The 17,059-nt window shown below is 72.7% G+C and carries 14 protein-coding genes; 7 read left to right on the top strand and 7 right to left on the bottom strand.

Annotated features, from left to right (window positions below):
- Nucleotides 1–12 precede the first annotated feature (12 nt).
- From E1285_RS04505 to E1285_RS04470, 7 genes are all read left to right on the top strand, one after another.
- On the top strand, nt 13–813 hold the full coding sequence (locus E1285_RS04505) for an SDR family NAD(P)-dependent oxidoreductase (RefSeq protein WP_132148310.1): 801 nt from the start codon (nt 13–15) through the stop codon (nt 811–813).
- Nucleotides 814–877: 64 nt separating this feature from the next.
- Nucleotides 878–1,828 carry an aromatase/cyclase gene (locus E1285_RS04500; RefSeq protein ID WP_132148308.1) on the top strand — a complete coding sequence of 317 codons (951 nt, stop codon included), beginning with the start codon at nt 878–880 and terminating at the stop codon, nt 1,826–1,828.
- Nucleotides 1,829–1,834: 6 nt separating this feature from the next.
- On the top strand, nt 1,835–3,337 hold the full coding sequence (locus tag E1285_RS04495) for an FAD-dependent monooxygenase (protein WP_132148306.1): 1,503 nt from the start codon (nt 1,835–1,837) through the stop codon (nt 3,335–3,337).
- Between the two features lie 28 nt (nt 3,338–3,365).
- On the top strand, nt 3,366–4,430 hold the full coding sequence (locus tag E1285_RS04490) for a glucose-1-phosphate thymidylyltransferase (protein ID WP_132148304.1): 1,065 nt from the start codon (nt 3,366–3,368) through the stop codon (nt 4,428–4,430).
- Nucleotides 4,427–5,416, top strand: coding sequence for a dTDP-glucose 4,6-dehydratase (rfbB, locus tag E1285_RS04485; RefSeq protein WP_132148302.1), 990 nt, complete (start codon nt 4,427–4,429; stop codon nt 5,414–5,416). Before E1285_RS04490 ends, rfbB begins: the two co-directional genes overlap by 4 nt.
- Nucleotides 5,403–6,953 carry an acyl-CoA carboxylase subunit beta gene (locus tag E1285_RS04480; RefSeq protein ID WP_132148300.1) on the top strand — a complete coding sequence of 517 codons (1,551 nt, stop codon included), beginning with the start codon at nt 5,403–5,405 and terminating at the stop codon, nt 6,951–6,953. The genes rfbB and E1285_RS04480 overlap by 14 nt, the downstream gene beginning before the upstream one ends.
- A 306-nt stretch (nt 6,954–7,259) precedes the next feature.
- Nucleotides 7,260–9,050 (top strand): biotin carboxylase N-terminal domain-containing protein, encoded by a 1,791-nt coding sequence (locus tag E1285_RS04470; RefSeq protein ID WP_132148364.1) that lies wholly within the window; start codon nt 7,260–7,262, stop codon nt 9,048–9,050.
- Nucleotides 9,051–9,067: 17 nt separating this feature from the next.
- Here E1285_RS04470 and E1285_RS04465 read toward each other — a convergent pair whose 3' ends face one another.
- The 7 genes from E1285_RS04465 to E1285_RS04435 are packed head-to-tail and all read right to left on the bottom strand — an operon-like array spanning nt 9,068 to nt 17,047.
- Nucleotides 9,068–9,640, bottom strand: a complete 573-nt coding sequence (locus tag E1285_RS04465; RefSeq protein ID WP_132148296.1) for an NAD(P)H-dependent oxidoreductase — start codon at nt 9,638–9,640, stop codon at nt 9,068–9,070.
- A 42-nt stretch (nt 9,641–9,682) separates the two neighbouring features.
- Entirely contained in the window at nt 9,683–10,834 is a 1,152-nt protein-coding gene (locus E1285_RS04460) for a DegT/DnrJ/EryC1/StrS family aminotransferase (protein WP_132148294.1), read from the bottom strand.
- The gene (rfbC, locus tag E1285_RS04455) at nt 10,835–11,473 is read right to left on the bottom strand and encodes a dTDP-4-dehydrorhamnose 3,5-epimerase (RefSeq protein WP_132148292.1); all 639 of its coding nucleotides are present in this window, start codon (nt 11,471–11,473) and stop codon (nt 10,835–10,837) included.
- A gap of 31 nt (nt 11,474–11,504) precedes the next feature.
- Nucleotides 11,505–13,685, bottom strand: a complete 2,181-nt coding sequence (locus E1285_RS04450) for an MFS transporter (RefSeq protein ID WP_207946394.1) — start codon at nt 13,683–13,685, stop codon at nt 11,505–11,507.
- A gap of 9 nt (nt 13,686–13,694) precedes the next feature.
- Nucleotides 13,695–14,951, bottom strand: a complete 1,257-nt coding sequence (locus E1285_RS04445; RefSeq protein ID WP_243722556.1) for a nucleotide disphospho-sugar-binding domain-containing protein — start codon at nt 14,949–14,951, stop codon at nt 13,695–13,697.
- The gene (locus tag E1285_RS04440; RefSeq protein ID WP_207946393.1) at nt 14,845–16,278 is read right to left on the bottom strand and encodes an MFS transporter; all 1,434 of its coding nucleotides are present in this window, start codon (nt 16,276–16,278) and stop codon (nt 14,845–14,847) included. Before E1285_RS04440 ends, E1285_RS04445 begins: the two co-directional genes overlap by 107 nt.
- Nucleotides 16,279–16,285: 7 nt before the next feature.
- Complete coding sequence (locus tag E1285_RS04435) at nt 16,286–17,047, bottom strand: SDR family oxidoreductase (RefSeq protein WP_132148287.1); 762 nt, start codon at nt 17,045–17,047, stop codon at nt 16,286–16,288.
- Nucleotides 17,048–17,059: the final 12 nt, after the last annotated feature.

The raw sequence follows: 17,059 nt of genomic DNA, 5'->3' as shown, positions 1-17,059 counted from the left end.
TTGGAGAGGGCAATGCCGGACAACGGCAAGGCAGGCAACGGCAAGCGGGTGGCCCTGGTCACCGGGGCCACCAGCGGAATCGGGCTCGCCATCGCGCGGACCCTGGGGGCCGCCGGGCACCGGGTGTTCATCTGCTCGCGGACCCCTGAGAACGTCGAGGCGACGGTCAAGGTCCTGCGGGACGAGGGCCACGAGGTGGACGGGGCGGCGTGCGACGTGCGTTCCCGCGACGACGCCGAGGCGTTCGCGCGGACCGCCGCGGAACGGTTCGGACCGGTCGACGTGCTGGTCAACAACGCCGGCCGCAGCGGCGGCGGGCCCACCGCCGACCTCACCGACGAGCTCTGGGAAGACGTCATCGACACCAACCTCAACAGCGTGTTCCTCATGACGAGGGCGGTGCTGAACCAGGGCGGCATGCGGGACGGGAACCGCGGGCGCATCGTCAACATCGCCTCGACGGCCGGGAAGCAGGGCGTGGTCCTGGGTGCCCCGTACTCGGCGTCCAAGCACGGCGTCGTCGGCTTCACCAAGGCGCTCGGCAACGAGCTCGCCAAGACCGGCATCACCGTCAACGCGGTCTGCCCCGGCTATGTCGAGACCCCGCTGGCGCAGGGCGTCCGGCGCGGCTACGCCGCCGCCTGGGACGCCTCCGAGGACGAGATCCTGGAGAGGTTCCAGGCCAAGATCCCGCTCGGCCGGTACTCCACGCCCGAAGAGGTCGCCGGCATGGTCGGCTACCTGGTCTCCGACGGCACCGACTCGGTCACCGCGCAGGCCATCAACGTCTGCGGCGGCCTCGGCAATTTCTGACCGGGCGGCAGGCCCGGCGCCGAACCGTACGCGGGAACCCGTACGCAGGAAGGGAGTGAACGTCATGGCGCCACCGGACACACGCGAGGTGGAGCACGAGATCACGGTGCGCGCGCCGGCCTCGGAGGTCTACCGGCTGATCGCCGAGGTGGAGAACTGGCCGCGCATCTTCCCCCCGACCGTCTACGTCGACCCCGAGGAGCGCCACGGCAAGGACGAGCGGATCCGGATCTGGGCCACCGCCAACGGCGAGGCCAAGAACTGGACCTCCCGCCGGCGGCTCGACCCGGACGCGCTGCGCATCGACTTCCGCCAGGAGGTCTCCAGGCCGCCGGTCGCGGCGATGGGCGGCGCCTGGGTGGTCGAGCCGTCCGCCGACGGCGGTGCGCCGGAGACCCGGGTACGGCTGCTGCACGACTACCGCGCCGAGGACGACGATCCCGAGAAGCTCGCGTGGATCGACCGGGCGGTGGACGGCAACAGCCACGCCGAGCTCGCCGCCCTCAAGGCCCATGCCGAGCTGGACCCGGAAAGCGGCGGGCTGCTGACCTTCAGCGACGAAGTCCGGGTCGACGGGCCGGCCGAGGACGTCTACGACTTCCTCAACGAGGCGCAGCACTGGCCGCGGCGGCTGCCGCACGTAGAGAAGGTGTCCCTGCAGGAGGAGACTCCGGGGCAGCAGTTGCTCACGATGGACACCCGGACCAAGGACGGCTCGGTGCACTCGACCACCTCGGTACGGGTGTGCATGCCGCACACCAGGATCGTCTACAAGCAGATCCACGTTCCCCCGCTGATGACGATGCACACCGGGGAATGGGAGCTGATCCCGGACGACGGCGGTGTGCGGGTCGTCTCCTGGCACACCGTGAAGATCAACGAGGCGAACGTCACGAAGATCCTCGGCGGCGGGGCCGGCCTGCCCGACGCCCGCGACTACGTCCGCAGCGCTCTCAGCGCCAACAGCCTGACCACGCTGCGGCACGCCAAGGAGCACGCGGAGCGGCGGGGCTGACCGGCCATGGCCGAGAAGGCGTCAGGGACGGATCCGGGCACCCGGGTGATCGTCGTCGGTGCGGGACCGGTCGGGCTGATGCTGGCCGGAGAGCTCCGGCTCGGCGGCGCCGGAGTCGTGGTCCTGGAACGGCTGCCGGAACCGACCGGGGAGTCGAGGGCCTCGCAGCTCAACTCCCGCACGATGGAGGTCCTCGACCAGCGAGGGCTGGTCGAGGCACTGGGCGGGACCGAGCCCACCGGCCGGGGCCACTTCGGCGGTCTCGCGCTGGACGCGAGCCGGCTGCCCGGCCGGTATCCCGGCTACTGGAAGATCCCGCAGTTCCGCACCGAGGCGACGCTGAGGACGTGGGCGTCCGGGCTGGGCGCCGACATCCGGGCCGGCCGGGAGGTGCGGGCGCTGGCGGCCGGCGACGACGGGGTCGAGGTCACCGCCGACGGCCCCGGCGGGCCACTGCGGGTGTCCGGGTCCTACCTGGTCGGCTGCGACGGAGCGGACAGCACCGTGCGGCGGCTGGCCGGGATCGGGATGCGGGGCACCGCCGCATCCCGCGAACTGCTGCGCGCGGACGTGGCCGGCCTCGAGATACCCGACCGGCGCTTCGAACGGTTCGAGAACGGCCTGGCCATCGCCGCGCGCCGCGGCGATGGCGTCACCCGGGTGATGCTGCACGAGTTCGGCCGCACGGCCGCCCGCCGCTCCGGCCCCCCGGACTTCGCCGAGGTCGTGTCGGGCTGGGCGCGGATCACCGGCGAGGACATCTCCTCCGGCACGCCGATCTGGGTGGACGCGTTCGACGACGCCAGCCTCCAGGCGACGCGGTACCGCGAGGGCCGGGTCCTGCTGGCCGGGGACTCCGCGCACGTCCAGCTTCCGGCCGGCGGCCAGGCGCTCAACCTGGGGCTCCAGGACGCGGCGAACCTCGGCTGGAAACTGGCCGCGCAGGCCTGCGGCCGGGCCCCGGCCGGCCTGCTGGACACCTACCACGACGAGCGCCACCCGGTGGGCGAGCAGGTGCTCGCCAACGTCCGGGCGCAGGCGCACCTGCTGCTCGGCGGCCCGGAGGTCGAACCGGTGCGCGCGGTGATGCGCGAGATGCTGGCGCTCCCGGAGTGCAACGACCGGCTGGCCGCCACGGTCGGCGGGCTGGACGTCCGCTACGAGGACGGCGGGCACGGACTGGTCGGCGGGCGCATGCCGCACTGCGATCTCGTGACCGGTTCGGAGCACACCAGCACCACCCGGCTGCTGCATCCCGCCAAGGGCGTCCTGGTCGATTTGAGCGGCGAGGACGCCTCCCCGGGCGGCCCCGGATCGCCGCAGGCGATCGCGGCGCACTGGGGTGATCGCGTCCGTGTGGTGCCCGCCAAGACCGGCTCGGACGGCCCGCTGCGCGGTCTCGGCGCCGTGCTGCTGCGCCCTGACGGGCACGTCGCCTGGACGACACCGGACGGGGGCGACCTCCGTGCCGCGCTGAGCCGCTGGTTCGGGCCGCCCGCGACGACATGACCCTCCGATGAGACACCGGAGCTCAACCATGAAGGCACTCGTACTGTCCGGGGGGAAGGGAACGCGGCTGCGCCCCTTCTCCCATTCCCTGGCCAAGCAACTCGTGCCGGTCGCCGGCAGGCCGGTCCTGGTCCACGTCCTGGAGAGGATCCGGGACATCGGCGTCCAGGAGGTCGGCATCATCGTCGGGGACAACGCCGAAGAGATCGTGGAACTGCTCGGCGACGGATCCGCCATGGGCCTGGACATCGTCTATCTCCGCCAGGAGGCCCCCCTCGGCCTCGCGCACTGCGTGGCCGTCGCGGCCGACTTCCTCGGCGACGAGGACTTCGTGATGTACCTCGGCGACAACGTCCTGCCGGACGGCATCGAGACCGCCGCCCGCGACTTCGCCGAGCGCAGGCCCGACGGGCTCGTGCTGGTCACCAAGGTGGCCGACCCCTCGCAGTACGGCATCGCCGAGCTCGGCGCGGACGGCTCCGTGCGGGCCCTGGTGGAGAAGCCCGCCCGGCCGCGCAGCGACCTGGCGATCATCGGGGTCTACTTCCTGACCGCGGCCGTGCACGACGCCGTACGGGCGATCCGGCCGAGCCGGCGCGGCGAACTGGAGATCACCGACGCGCTCCAGCACATGGTCGACGAGGGCAGGCCGGTCACCGTCCAGGAATATGCCGGCTACTGGGCCGACGTCGGCAGCATCGACGTCCTGCTGGACTGCAACCGGACGATGCTGGAACGCCTGGTTCCCGAGGTCCGGGGACGGATCGACGCGGCGAGCGGCGTGCACGGGCCGGTGGTGGTGGAGGCGGGGGCCGAGGTTGCCCGCTCCCATCTGGAGGGCCCGCTGATCGTCGGGTCCGGAACGGTCGTCAGCGGCAGCAGGATCGGGCCGAATGTCGTGGTGGGCCACGGCTGCACCGTCCAGGACGCCGCGCTGGAGGAGTCCCTCCTGCTCGACGGGGCGAACGTGCACGGTGTCCACGGGCTGACCGGCTCCATCATCGGCCGCGGCGCGGAGGTGACGGCCCCGCGCGACGGGGACGGCACCCGCCTGATCGTCGGAGACCATTCACGGGCGGAGGTGGCGGCATGAGGGTCCTGGTCACCGGAGGGGCCGGGTTCGTCGGCTCCTGCTACGTCCGCACGCTGCTGGCCGACGGCTATCCCGGGTTCCGCGGCGCCGAGGTCACCGTGCTCGACAGCCTCACTTATGCCGGCAACCCCGGCAATCTGCCCCTCGACAACCCCCGGCTCACCATGGTCAAGGGCGACATCCGCGACCACGAGCTGCTCAGGCTGCTGCTACCCGGGCACCACGCCGTCGTCCACTTCGCGGCGGCCTCGCACGTCGACCGGTCGCTGACCGACCCGGGCGAGTTCACCAGCACCAACGTCCAGGGCACGCAGATCCTGCTCGACGCCTGCCTGTCCGCCGGAGTACCGAGGGTGCTGCACGTCTCCACCGACGAGGTGTACGGGTCGATCGAGAGCGGCTCGTGGACCGAGCGGGAGCCGCTGCAGCCCAACTCGCCCTACGCCGCGTCCAAGGCGGGCGCCGACCTGGTCGCCCACGCCTACTGGCGGACCCACGGCATGGACGTGCGGATCACCCGCTGCACCAACAACTACGGGCCGTACCAGCATCCGGAGAAGCTGATCCCCCTGTTCACCACCAGCCTGCTGGAGGGCGAGCCGGTCCCGCTGTACGGGGACGGCCGCAACGTGCGGGAGTGGGTGCATGTGGAGGACCACTGCCGGGGCGTCCAGCGGGTCCTCACCCACGGCGCCGAGGGCCAGATCTACAACATCGGCGGCGGCACCCCGCTGACCAACCGGGAGATCACCGCCCGGCTGCTGGAGCTGTGCGGCGCGGACTGGTCCCTGGTCCGCCGGGTGCCCGACCGCAAGGGGCACGATCTGCGGTACGCGATCGACGACTCCAGGATCCGCCGCGAGCTCGGCTACGCGCCGCGCCGGTCGTTCGACGAGGGACTGCGCGAGGTCGTGCGGTGGTACCGGGACAACGCGGGCTGGTGGCGGCCGGCCAGATCCGGAGGTGCGGCGCATGCACCCGCATGAGCGGCCGGCCGGGCTGCGCGCCACGCGGGAGGCGGCCCGCCGGGGCCCGGACCCCGCGGCCACCGACCGCCAGCACGACAAGGGCAAGCTGACCGCGCACGAGCGGCTGGAGCTGCTGCTGGACGACGGCACCTTCACCGAGGTCGAGCCGTTCCGCCGGCACCGCGCCACCGGCTTCGGGCTGGAGGACCGCCGCCCGCACTCCGACGGCGTGGTGACCGGCTGGGGCCTGGTGCACGGCCGCACGGTGTTCGTCTACGCGCAGGACTTCCGGATCTTCGGCGGGGCGCTGGGCGAGGCGCACGCCGCGAAGATCCACAAGCTGATGGACCTGGCGGAGGCCGCCGGAGCACCGGTGGTCGGGCTCAACGACGGCGCCGGCGCGCGGATCCAGGAAGGGGTGACGGCGCTGGCCGGCTACGGCGGGATCTTCCGCCGCAACACCCGCATGTCCGGCGTGGTCCCGCAGATCAGCGTGATGCTCGGGCCGTGCGCCGGCGGCGCGGCGTACTCCCCCGCACTGTCGGACTTCGTGTTCATGGTCGGCGGGATCGCGCAGATGTTCGTCACCGGGCCGGATGTGGTGCAGGCGGTCACCGGCGAACGGGTGTCCCACGACGGCCTCGGCGGCGCGGCCGTGCACGCGGCCACCTCCGGAGTCGCCACCCTGACCTATGAGGACGAGGAGTCATGCCTGCACGACGTCCGTTTCCTGCTGTCCTTGCTGCCCGCCAACAACCGCGAGCTGCCGCCCGACCAGCCGTCCACCGATCCACCGGACCGGACCGGCGACGCCCTGATCGACCTCGTCCCGGCCGACTCCTCCCGCACCTACGACGTCCGTCGCGTGCTCGCGGAGCTGGCCGACGACGGCGAGTTCTTCGAGGTGCAGCCCACCTGGGCGGCGAACCTGGTGTGCGCGCTGGCACGGCTCGGCGGCCAGGTGGTGGGCGTGGTGGCGAACCAGCCCGCACACCTGGCCGGCGTGCTGGACATCCCCGCCAGCGAGAAGGGCGCCGGGTTCGTCTCCTTCTGCGACGCGTTCAACATCCCGCTGGTCTCCCTGGTCGACGTCCCCGGCTTCCTGCCCGGCGTCGACCAGGAGCACGGCGGCATCATCCGGCACGGCGCCAAGCTGCTCTACGCGTACTGCAACGCGACGGTCCCGCGGGTGTCGGTCGTGCTGCGCAAGGCCTACGGCGGCGCCTACATCGTCATGGACTCCCGTTCGATCGGCGCCGACCTGGCCTTCGCCTGGCCGACCAACGAGATCGCGGTGATGGGCGCCGAGGGGGCCGCCGACGTCGTCTTCCGCAGGCAGATCGCCGCGGCCGACGACCCCGCGGCCATGCGGGAACAGAAGACCAAGGAGTACCGGGCCGAGCTGGTCCATCCGTACCACGCGGCCGAGTGCGGCCTGATCGACGACGTCATCGACCCGCGCGACACCCGGCCGGTGCTGATCCGGTCGCTGGAGATGCTCCGCTCCAAGCACGCCGAACTGCCCCAGCGCAAGCACGGTGCCCCGCCGCAGTGAACGTCCGAGCCGACCGAGAGCACGCCCCCGGAGCCGTACGCGAAGGAACGCCCCCTGTGACCCGTCCAGACACCGCCCGTCCCACCCCTCTCATACGGATCGAAAGGGGCGGCGCCCGACCCGAGGACCTGGCCGCGATCGCCGTGGTGCTGCTGCTTCGCGCCCGCCGCGCCGCGGCCGGGCGGGGGCGCGGGCAGGACCGCCGGGCGACGGCCGCGTGGCGGTCCCCCGCGTTCCGGCCGCCGCACAGCTGGCGGGACGGGCGGCGGGCGAGAGAGGTGCGCCATGACACAGCACAAGGTGACGCTGCGGAAGGTCCTGATCGCCAACCGTGGTGAGATCGCGGTACGCATCGCCCGGGCATGCAAGGACGCCGGGATCGCGAGCGCCGCCGTCTACGCCGACCCGGACCGCGGGGCGCCGCACGTGCACGCCGCCGACGAGGCGTACGCGCTCGGGGGCGACACCCCCGCGGCGAGCTACCTCGACGGCGCCAAGGTGATCGAGGCGGCGGCGGCCGTGGGCGCCGACGCGATCCACCCCGGCTACGGCTTCCTGTCCGAGAACGCCGGGTTCGCACAGGCGGTCCTGGACGCGGGCCTGACCTGGATCGGCCCGCCGCCGGAGGCCATCAGCGCGCTCGGCGACAAGGTGTCGGCCCGCCGGATCGCCGAGCGCGCCGGCGCCCCGCTGGTGCCCGGTACGCCCGGCCCGGTGTCGGGCGTGGACGAGGTGCTCGCGTTCGCCGGGCGGCACGGGACGCCGGTCGCGATCAAGGCGGCGTACGGCGGCGGCGGGCGGGGCCTGCGGGTCGCCCGTACCCTGGCGGAGATCCCCGAGCTGTACGAGTCGGCGGTGCGGGAGGCCACCGGCGCCTTCGGCCGCGGTGAGTGCTTCGTTGAGCGCTATCTCGACCGGCCCCGGCACGTGGAGACCCAGTGCCTGGCCGACGCGCACGGCGGGGTCGTGGTGGTCTCGACACGGGACTGCTCGCTGCAACGCCGCCATCAGAAGCTGGTCGAGGAGGCCCCCGCGCCGTTCCTGAGCGAGGAGCAGACCGACCTGCTGCGCGTCTCGTCCGAGGCGATCCTGCGCGAGGCCGGGTATGTGGGGGCGGGCACCTGCGAGTTCCTGGTGGCGGACGGGACGATCTCGTTCCTGGAGGTCAACACCCGGCTGCAGGTCGAGCACCCGGTCACCGAGGAGGTCACCGGCATCGACCTCGTCCGGGAGATGTTCCGCATCGCCGAGGGCGAGCGCATCGGGTACGGCGGCCCGCCGGTGCGCGGGCACTCCATCGAGTTCCGCGTGAACGCCGAGGATCCCGGGCGCGGCTTCCTGCCCGCGCCGGGCACCGTCACCGCCATGCGGGCACCCGCGGGCCCGGGGGTACGGCTCGACAGCGGAGTGCGGCCGGGCTCGGTGATCGGACCGGCCTGGGACCCGCTGCTGGCCAAGCTGATCGTCACCGGCGCGACCCGCGAAGAGGCCCTGCGCCGTGCGGCCCGCGCGCTGGACGAGTTCGAGGTGGAGGGCCTGCCCACGGTCATCCCCTTCCACCGCGCGGTGGTCCGCGATCCCGCCTTCGCCCCGGAGCGGCACGGCTCCGGCGGCCCGCTCGGCGTCCACACCCGGTGGATCGAGACCGAGTTCGGCAACGAGATCGCGCCGCACCCACCGTCACCCGGCGGCGAACCGGATGCGGCGGACGAGCCCCGCGAGACGGTCGTGGTCGAGGTCGACGGCAGACGGCTGGACGTCTCCGTGCCCGCGTCCCTGGGGCCGTCCGCCGGGCAGGCACCCCATCCGGAGGGCGGCGCGGCGAGGCCCCGGCGCGCCTCGCCGCCGGTTCCGGCGACGGGCGGAGGGGAGGTTTCCGGCGAGGCGCTCACCGCGCCGCTGCAGGGAACCGTCGCCAAGGTCGCGGCCGAGAACGGCGCCCGCGTCGACGAGGGCGACCTCATCGCCGTGCTCGAAGCCATGAAGATGGAGCAGCCGCTGTACGCCCACCGGCCGGGCACCGTCGCCGGCCTGACGGCCGAGCCCGGGGCGGCCGTCTCGGCCGGCGACGTCATCTGCGAGATCCGGGATTCGTGATCCGCCTGATCACCTGATCAGGAGCCGTAGGGCGTCCGCGCCCGCGCCTCCCGGAGGGCGCCGGCCCACCAGGCGAGCTGGTCGAGCATGATCTTCGCGGCGCCGTTGCACGTCTCGGGGTCGACGGGGTCGCCCGCGCCGTCGAACCGGTCAGGGTAGTTGTAGAAGCTCACCGAGTCCCTGACGGTGACCGCGTGCAGCTCGGCGAACACCAGGCGGAGCTGCTCCACCGCGCGCAGTCCGCCGGCCACGCCCCCGTAGGAGACGAATCCGACCGGCTTGGCCTGCCATTCGGTGAGGAACCAGTCGATCGCGTTCTTGAGGCTCGCCGGGAAACTGTGGTTGTACTCGGCGGTCACCACCACGTACGCGTCGGCGGCCTCCAGCCGGCGGCCGACGGCCTCCACCTCTGGGGGCCGGTCCGCGGTGAGCACCGCGGGGAGCCGCTCCTCGGCGAGGTCGATGACGTCGATGTCCATGTCCCGCCGCTGGCGGGCCTGCCCGAGGAACCAGCGGGCCGCGGTCGGGCCGAACCGCCCTTCCCTGGTGCTTCCCACGATCACGGCGAGCCGCGTTCTTCCTCCGTTCATGATCTACCTCCTCGATGGGTTCTCGATGGGTTCGGCCGGTCTTCAGATGTGCGCCGCGGTGGCGGCGCGCTCGACGGCCTCGCGGAACTCGGCGGCCACCGTGCGCACGTCCGCGTCCGCCAGGCTCTGGTGCACCGGGAGCAGCAGGGTGCTCTCGGCCGCCCGGTCGGAACCGGGCAGCTCGGCCGCGGACCGGTACGCGGGCACCTTGTGCAGCGGCGGGTAGCGGAACGTGGTGTAGATGCCGCGGTCGAGCAGGTCGGCCGCGACCCGGTCCCTGATCGCCGGGGGCAGCTGCACCCAGTAGAAGTAGCCGGACGTGGTGTGCCCGGCGGGCGGGCGCGGTGGCAGCCGCACCCCGGGGATCCCGGCCAGCAGGTCGTCGTAGGCCTCGACCACGGCCCGGCGCCGGCGCTGGAACTCGGGCAGCCTGCGAAGCTGCACGCCGCCGATGGCGGCCGTGAGGTCGTTGCCGATCATCCGGTGCCCGAAGTCGCGCACGCTGAGCTCCCACCACCGGTGGGGCACCCTGGACGACCTCGACCGGCCGCTGAACTGGTCCAGGCCGTGGTAGGCCAGCGCCCGGACCCGCCGGGCGTGGTCGGGATCGCGCGCGTACAGCATCCCGCCGTCTCCGGTGACGAGGATCTTCATCGCGTCGAAGCTCCACACCGCCAGATCGCCGAAGGTGCCGCACGCCTGGCCGTCGACGGCGGAGGTCACGGCGCAGGCCGCGTCCTCGATCAGCGTGATGCCGCGCTCCCGGCACAGCCGGGCGATCTCGTCGATGGCGCCAGGGTGCCCCCCGTAGTGGAGGGGCAGGACCGCCCTGGTACGCGGTGTCAGGCTGCGCTCGACGTTCTCGGCGGACGGGTTGAGGGTGTGCCGGTCCACATCGCAGAACACCGGCCGGGCGCCGGTCGCGGCCACGGCGTTCGCGGCGCCCACGAAGCTGATGGACGGGAGGACGACATCGTCCTGCGGACCGCAGCCGAGCAGCTCCGTGGCCAGGAAGAGCCCGTCGGTGGCCGAGCTGATGAAGACCACGTTGTCCGCCGGGACACCGATGTGCCGGGCGAACGCCGCCTCGAAATCCTTGGTGCGCGGTCCGTGGCCGAGCCAGTCGCTGTCGAAGACCTCCGCGACGGCGGCCAGCTCCTCCTCGCCCAGGCTGGGCTGGAATACGTTGATCATTTACTTCTCCTCGGGGCTCTCCGGGGACTCGCCGGCGACCGGCGTCCCCTCGCGCGGCCGCCGGTAGAGGGCCCGGCACTCCGCGTAGGACGGCAGCGCGCCGGAGTGTTCGGCGGCTTTCAGGGTCGGCGCGGCGGCGTCCTTGTCCGACAGGACCGGCTCGATGCCGCGCGGCCACTCGATCGCCAGGTCCGGGTCGAGCGGGTGGATCGCATGCTCGCGCCGCGGCGCGTAGCCCTCCGAACACAGGTAGACGACGGTGGCCTCGTCGGTGAGCGCCATGAAGGCGTGCCCGAAGCCCTCGGCCATGTAGACCGCGCGTCCCGACGCGGAGTCCAGCCGTACGGTCTCGGCACGGCCGAACCACGGCGAGCCCGTGCGAAGGTCGACGACGGCGTCCATGACCGCCCCGCTCACGCACATCACGTACTTCGCCTGTCCGGGCGGCACGTCGGCGTAGTGGACGCCGCGCAGCACACCCCGGCGCGAGACCGAGCGGTTCGCCTGGGCGACCCGGAGTGGCCGGCCGGTCGCCTCCGCGAACCCCTCGTCGCGGAACCACTCGTGGAAGGCGCCGCGTTCATCGGTGTGGATGTCGGGCTCCTGGAGCCAGGCGCCCTCCAGGCCGAGCGGTCGCATCCGCCGACCTCCCTTCGTCATGGGCCGTTCGTCACCGGACCGTTCGGTCGAGGTGGTATCGCTGGAACCCGAGCGGCTTCACGCCGGGCATCTCCTGCACCAGGCGCCACTGCGGGCTCTCGGGGTGGGTGTCGTCCATGGCCGCGCGGTGGGCTCGTTCATCGGCCCACTCGGCGTAGTTGAGGACTCGCTTACCGTCCGTGCTGATGTGCAGATGGGCCGACAGTCCGCCGGCGTGCCCCTCGCTCTCCAGCGCCGCGATGACGGCGTCGGACCACTGCCGCGCCACCGTCGCGTCCCGGGTCTCGACGCTGACCGCCACGACGCAGCCCGGGACACGCGAGGTCTCCGGCGCGTGGCTGCGATAGAGGACGTACTCGGTGTACTCGACTCCGAGCGCCCGGAACAGTCCCGCGACGCGCTCGTCTCCCGTCGTCTGCGCGTAGAGCAGGACGCTTTCGCCGTCGACGCTCACGAACCGGCTGAGCGACAGCAGGCCGGGAGTCCGTTCCCGGAGCTCGTCACCGAGCGCGGTGTCGGCGGCGGCCGGCTCCCCGACCAGCACGGCACCGGCGTCATCGCGCGTGACGTCGGGGAGGTCCCCGGAGACGCTCCCGGTGACCGTCCCGCCGGGAGCCTTCTCGGGGGCGTCCTCGGCCCCCTCGGGAGACTGCCCGGCTCCGGGAGGTGCGGCGCGCAGCAGCGCCACGGTGAGCAGGGCCAGGACCGCCGCGATCACAGCGCAGATCAGGGCCACCACTTGCAGGCCGTCGGTGAACGCGTCGCGGGAGACGTCCGTCACCCGGGCCGAGAGATCGGCGGGCAGGCCCTGGGCCACCGAGATCGCGGCGCCGAGCGTGTCCTGCGCGGCCTGTGCGCCCTCGGCCGGGACGCCCGCGGGCAGGGAGTCCTCCACCCGGCCGCGGTAGACGGCGGTGCCGGCGCCGCCCAGGACCGCGATGCCGAGCGCCTGGCCGAGCTCGTTGCCGGACTCGGAGATCCCCGAGGCGGAGCCGGCCCGTTCGGGCGGCGCCGCTGCGACGATCATGTCGGTGCTGAGCGCCACCACCGGGCTGAGGCCGAGGGCGACGACCACGAAGCCGGCCACGACATAGGTCAGGGTGGACCCGTCCGCCAGGCTCAGGACCGCGAAGCCGCCCGCGGCCAGCAGCAGGCCCCCGCCCATCACGTGTGCCGGGCGGATCCGCTGCGCCAGCAGCGGCGCCGTCATGGAGCCCGCCACCAGCGCGAGGGCCGTCGGCACCAGCCACAGCGCCGCCTCCAGGGGCGACAGGGCCAGCACGAGCTGCAGGTACTGAGCGACGAGGAAGAACGTCCCGCCCATGATGAAGACGCCCAGCGCCTGCGCGGCCAGCGCGCCGCTGAAGACGCGGTCGGCGAACAGCCGCACGTCGATCAGCGGATCGGCGAGCCGGACCTGGCGGCGCAGGAACACCGCCCCCACCGCGAGACCGGCCAGGATGGCCGCGGCCGCCGCGGATCCCGGCCCGTACTCGGCGATCTGCTTGAGGCCGTACACGACGGCCAGCACCGCGCCCAGCGAGAGGGCCGCGCTCGGCAGGTCGAGCCGGCCCCCACCCGGATCGCGGTACTCCGGCAGCAGAACGGGACCAGCGGCCAGGAGCGGCACGATCGCCGCCACGCCGGGCAGGAACACCGAGCCCCACCAGAAGTGCTGGAGCAGAACTCCACCCAGCAGCGGGCCCAGCGCGCTGCCCACGGAGAACGCGGTGATCCACACCGCGATGGCGAGCTTCCGCTGCCCGGGATCGTGAAACGCGGCCCTGATCAGCGAAAGCGCGGATGGCAGCACCATCGCCCCGGCGATCCCCAGCAGCGCCCGCGCGCCGATGAGCATCTCCGCGCTCGGCGCCAGCGCGGCGAGCACGGACGCACCGCCGAAGGCCGCCGCGCCCCACAGCAGCAGCCGGCGCCTGCCGATCCGGTCGCCCAGGGTGCCCATCGTGATCAGGAATCCGGCGATCACGAATCCGTACACGTCGGTGATCCAGAGCAGCTGCGCGGCGCCCGGACGCAGGTCCGCGCTCAGCTTCGGGACGGCCAGATGCAGCACGTTCAGGTCGGCGGAGACGACCAGGATGAGCAGCGCGACGACGGCGAGCCCCGCCCACTCGCGCGCTCCGGCGCGGCCGGTTCCCGCCTTCGCGCCTTCGGAGGTGTCCATGCTCATGGGGTTCCCCTAGCGGCGGTGCTCAACGGTGAGGTCCTCCAGGATCGGGACCGCATCGCGCGGTGACGGCGTGGCCGCCAGATCCGCGCGCAGCTCACCGGCCCCCCTCCGGAAGGACGGCTCGTTCAGGATGCGTACGAGCGATTTCTTCACGTCGTCGACGGTGAGCAGGCCGCTCTCGACGGTCGGCATCGACAGCCCGGCGCCCCGGAGCGCGACGTGGTCGCCCACCTCGACCCGCTCCGCGCCCTCGGTCGGGATGACGAGCTGCGGCACCCGCGCGGACACGGCCGCGGCGAACGTGCCGGCGCCGCCGTGATGGATGATCGCCGAGCAGGTCGGCAGGAGCTGGGTGAGCGGCACGTAGTCCACCACCTTGACGTTGGGCGGGACGCGGTCCACCGAGGCGAGCTGCGCGTCGTTCAGCGTGGCCACCATCTCGATGTCGAGGTCGGCCACCATGTCCAGCAGGTCCCCGACGGGAATCCCGTAGTTCTTCGCGAAGAAATGCCGCGAGCTCAGGCCCAGCGTGAGGCAGACCCGGGGGCGGCTCGGCCGCTCGTACAGCCATTCCGGGAGGACGTCCGCACCGGTGTAGGGAACCATCTGGACAGGTACGTAGCGCAGGTCGACGGGCAGCCGCATCCGCGGCGGCATCAGGTCGACGGTCCACTGGCCGACGATCAGTTCCTCGTCGAAGTCGTGGCCCAGCCGCCGCAGGGTCGGCTTCATCATGCTCGCCATCGGGTCCAGGGGGTCCTCGCGCGGCCGGCTTCGCGGACTGTCGAGCCGGTCGAGGCCTTCGAGCCGTTCGAGGAGCCTGCTCCTCGTCCAGCCCATGTGGTCGATGGCCCACAGCACCCGGGCGTGGGCCGCCCCGCATGCGCGCGCCGCGACGGGCGAGGGGAAGGAGAGCGGATCCCAGAGCACCAGGTCGGGGCGCCACGACCGGGCGAACCCGATCAGGTCGTCCACCATCGGCCTGCGATCCGGACCGGGTGGATCCTCGGGGTAGTACAACCCGAACGCGCCCAGGACGTAGTGACCGATCGCGGTTTTGAAGTTGGCGTCTCCGGGGCCGAACGGCAGCGCGTCGACGATGCGCCGCAGCCGCTCGTCCTCGCCGGCCGCGCGCACTGCCCCGGCCAGGTCCTCCTTCTCACCCACGGCCACCGCGGTGAGCCCGGCCTTGACGATCGTGTCGGCCATGTCGGGATGGCTGGCCACGCGGACCTCGTGGCCCGCGCTCTGCAGTGCCCACGCCAGCGGAACGTAGGGATAGAGGTGAGCCGCCGCCGGCATCGTCGTGATCAGAACCTTCATCGTTTCGTGCACTCCGTTCAGGTCGGTCGGGCCGGCGCCCGATGACACCGGCGAGCGCGGCGAGGAACCCCAGGGTTCCGACGGCGGTGATGAGACCGATCGCCGCGTGGTGGCCGTGGGCGGAGGTCGCGGGGAGCGCCAGAGCGGTCAGCCAGACGGCCAGCGCGCCCCCGAGCTGGACCGAGCTCTGGTAGACGCCGCTGACCGGTCCCTTGCGGGATTCGGGCACTCCTGCGGTGGCCTGGATGTGCAGTGCGGCGAAGCACAGCACATACCCGGCCCCCACCAGCAGCACGGTGGGCAGGATGTCCACCAGGTAGGAAGGGGTGCCGTCCAGCCGCAGGAGCAGGGCGTATCCGGCAGGAGGAGCCGCGGCCCCTATGGCGATGAGCCGCGCCGGCCCGTACCGCTCCGCCAGGCGCCCGCTGTACGGGACCGACAGGAGCAGGAGCACGGTGGCGGGCACGAACGCCAGGGCCGTCTGCAGGGCCGTCCAGCCCGCGACCGCCTGCAGGTGCAGGCTGCCCACCAGCAGCAGTCCCCAGAACGACCCGTTGAGCGTGGCGGCCCCCAGGCACGACCGGATCAGCCGCCCCCTGGCGAGCACGCCCCCGTCCCCTTGCCCACTTCGTTTCCTATCGGTCCTCCCTGCCTGCGCGCCGCCGGGGACGCCCGCGTCACGCGGGACGAGGCGGAGGCCGGCCAGGAACAGCACGAGCGCCGCGGGCGCCGGTGCGGCGAGCGTCCACCTCCAGCCGAGCACGGTGGTGAGCACGCCGGACACCACCAGCCCGCAGGTGAACCCGCCGGCCCCGAACAGCGCGTAGACGGACATGGCCCGGGTCCGGGCCGTGCCCTCCGGGAAGGCGGCGGCGATGATGGCCAGCCCGACCGGCGCGGTGAAGGCGGCGCACGCTCCCTTGATGACGCGGGTGGCCATCAGCAGGGGGCCGTCGCCCGCCAGGCCGCCGGTCACCGAGGCCGCCGCGAACACCAGCAACGCCAGGAGGTACGGGCGCCGGCTGCCCACCCGGGCGACGGCCCTTCCCGCGACCAGGATCAACCCTCCGAACGCGAGGGCGAAGCCGCTGATGAGCCAGTGGGAAGAGGCCGGCGGCAGCCCGAGGTCGTCGCCGACCGCGGGCAGCGTCACCGCCGCCGTCGACACTTCGAGCGCGTCGAGCAGCATGGTGCCCGACAGGACGAACAGCAGCGCCCGGCCGGCCGGGTTCAGGGTCGTGGTGGACGGCTCTGTCGTGGCGGTCGGCATGATTCAACTAGCCCAGCAGGGTGCCACCGGTGGCGTCGAGGAAGGCACCGGTGACCCAGCGTCCTTCGGGAGAGGCGAGGAAGCCGACCACATCGGCGACGTCCTCCGGCTGTCCCACGCGGCCGAACGCCGACATCCGGGCCATCTGCTCGACGGCCTCGGGCATCTGGAAGACGGGGCCGCCGTTGTCGGTCAGCCCGGGTGCGACGCTGTTGACGGTGATGTTCCGCGGGCCCAGGTGGCGGGCGTAGTGCAGGCTGATCATCTCGACCGCGCCCTTGGTCATCGCGTACGCGACCTCGTCGGGGTTGGCGAACCGGGTCAGGCCGGAGGAGATGTTGATGATGCGGCCGCCGTCGGGCATGATCTCCAGCGCCCGCTGCACGATGAACAGCGGCGCCCTGGCGTTGACGGCGACCAGCCGGTCGAAGAGCTCCGGCGTGATCTCCTCGGGCGGAACGCCGCCCATGATGCCGGCGTTGTTGACCAGGATATCCAGCCGCGCCCGTCCAGTGGATCTTTCCAGTTCGTCGGTCAGTCCCGCGAACAGCTCGTCCACATCCCCGGGGGTTCCGAATTCGGCCTGGACCGGAAATGCACGGCCACCTGCCCTCCGCACCGCGGAGACCGTTTCCTGCGCAGCCTCCTTATTGGCCGAATAATGTACGGCCACCGTCGCTCCGTCGCGGGACAGACGCTCGGCGACGGCCTTTCCGATTCCCCGGCTGGCGCCGGTCACCAGCGCGGTCTTGTCCGTGAGATCCGCCATGGTCGCTCCTTG

The sequence above is a fragment of the Actinomadura sp. 7K507 genome, assembly GCF_004348425.1.
Taxonomy (GTDB): Bacteria; Actinomycetota; Actinomycetes; order Streptosporangiales; family Streptosporangiaceae; genus Spirillospora.
Note: the sequence above shows the minus strand (reverse complement) of the source record. Positions and strands in the feature narration are given on the sequence as shown.

What these genes read in the sequence shown, in the direction of transcription:
- E1285_RS04505 (WP_132148310.1), top strand. Translation starts at nt 13, where the DNA reads ATGCCGGACAACGGCAAGGCAGGCAACGGCAAGCGGGTGGCCCTGGTC.
- E1285_RS04500 (WP_132148308.1), top strand. Translation starts at nt 878, where the DNA reads ATGGCGCCACCGGACACACGCGAGGTGGAGCACGAGATCACGGTGCGC.
- E1285_RS04495 (WP_132148306.1), top strand. Translation starts at nt 1,835, where the DNA reads ATGGCCGAGAAGGCGTCAGGGACGGATCCGGGCACCCGGGTGATCGTC.
- E1285_RS04490 (WP_132148304.1), top strand. Translation starts at nt 3,366, where the DNA reads ATGAAGGCACTCGTACTGTCCGGGGGGAAGGGAACGCGGCTGCGCCCC.
- rfbB (WP_132148302.1), top strand. Translation starts at nt 4,427, where the DNA reads ATGAGGGTCCTGGTCACCGGAGGGGCCGGGTTCGTCGGCTCCTGCTAC.
- E1285_RS04480 (WP_132148300.1), top strand. Translation starts at nt 5,403, where the DNA reads ATGCACCCGCATGAGCGGCCGGCCGGGCTGCGCGCCACGCGGGAGGCG.
- E1285_RS04465 (WP_132148296.1), bottom strand. Translation starts at nt 9,640, where the DNA reads ATGAACGGAGGAAGAACGCGGCTCGCCGTGATCGTGGGAAGCACCAGG.
- E1285_RS04460 (WP_132148294.1), bottom strand. Translation starts at nt 10,834, where the DNA reads ATGATCAACGTATTCCAGCCCAGCCTGGGCGAGGAGGAGCTGGCCGCC.
- rfbC (WP_132148292.1), bottom strand. Translation starts at nt 11,473, where the DNA reads ATGCGACCGCTCGGCCTGGAGGGCGCCTGGCTCCAGGAGCCCGACATC.
- E1285_RS04450 (WP_207946394.1), bottom strand. Translation starts at nt 13,685, where the DNA reads ATGAGCATGGACACCTCCGAAGGCGCGAAGGCGGGAACCGGCCGCGCC.
- E1285_RS04440 (WP_207946393.1), bottom strand. Translation starts at nt 16,278, where the DNA reads ATGCCGACCGCCACGACAGAGCCGTCCACCACGACCCTGAACCCGGCC.
- E1285_RS04435 (WP_132148287.1), bottom strand. Translation starts at nt 17,047, where the DNA reads ATGGCGGATCTCACGGACAAGACCGCGCTGGTGACCGGCGCCAGCCGG.